Source organism: bacterium (genome assembly GCA_040755795.1).
Lineage (GTDB): Bacteria > UBA9089 > CG2-30-40-21 > CG2-30-40-21 > SBAY01 > JBFLXS01.
Genome location: JBFLXS010000765.1, coordinates 1 through 1025 on the forward strand (window position 1 = coordinate 1; position 1025 = coordinate 1025).

The 1025-nt window shown below is 34.8% G+C and carries 1 protein-coding gene; it reads right to left on the reverse strand.

The window, feature by feature from the left end; genetic code table 11:
• Window positions 1–704 (reverse strand): AAA family ATPase (locus AB1414_21510; protein MEW6609989.1); only part of this gene is annotated, 704 nt, incomplete at its 3' end.
• Window positions 705–1025: the final 321 nt, after the last annotated feature.

Consider the following 1025-nt stretch of genomic DNA (forward strand, 5'->3'; position numbering starts at 1 on the left):
CTGCTTAAGATATCATTGAAATATTGGGTTAACAATTCCTTGCGCAGTAATTCATCTCTGGTAAGAACAATTTTAGGGAAGCCACCTAATTGCAAATATTCTAAGGTAAAATTATTTAACCGATTTTTATTCTGAATCCACCATAATTTGTCAGTCTTTATTCCCATACCCTTAAAGATGAGGAATTCCCGAAAACTTAAAGGAGTAATGAATAACTCTAAGTGCCTGCCAGTTAATAGGCTGGCAAATTCTGAGGATAAAAGCTCTGCATTGGACCCGGTAACAAATATCTTTACCGCTTCTTTTCTATCATATTTAGCCCTTACCCAATTTTCCCAGCCTATTATCTTTTGAACTTCATCTAAAAATAAATACACTTTACCTTTGGGCTTCAAATAATCATTATATGCCTGCCAAATTCTATCTAATAAATCTATATTCAAAAAATTATAAAACCTCGGGTCCTCAAAATTAACATAAAGGGTATTGATGCTGGGAAGATTATTTTTAATTAACTCGAAGATTACCTGAAGCAAAAGAGTGCTTTTACCCGACCGTCTCACCCCTGTTACAACTACAATTTCATCCGTAGATAAATATCTTTTTATCCGTGTTAGATACTCTTCCCTAAGCACACCTATATCTATATCCTTCTCCCAAAAATTCCATAAGAGTAAAGTCTCTATTATTTGCTCGCTATTCATTCAATTAGACCTCTTATTATCAGATATATCGGATAATAATATTATATAATATCCGACAGAGATTGTCAATAAATTTATTGTAACTGTTCAGCCACTGATTGACACGGATTAGCACGGATAAATATAAATAGCAGAGGACAGAGGTTAGAAGCGAATGTCCCCCGCTGGCGGGGGATTAGAGGGTGGATTCCTTATACTCGATATTCAAGTTTTTTTAAGATTAAGTGGTTTATCCTTTTTTAACCGCAAAGAACGCAAAGAAATCAACCGCAAAGAACGCAGAGATTATAGGTTGTTCACCACCCTTTTAATTCCTTCCTT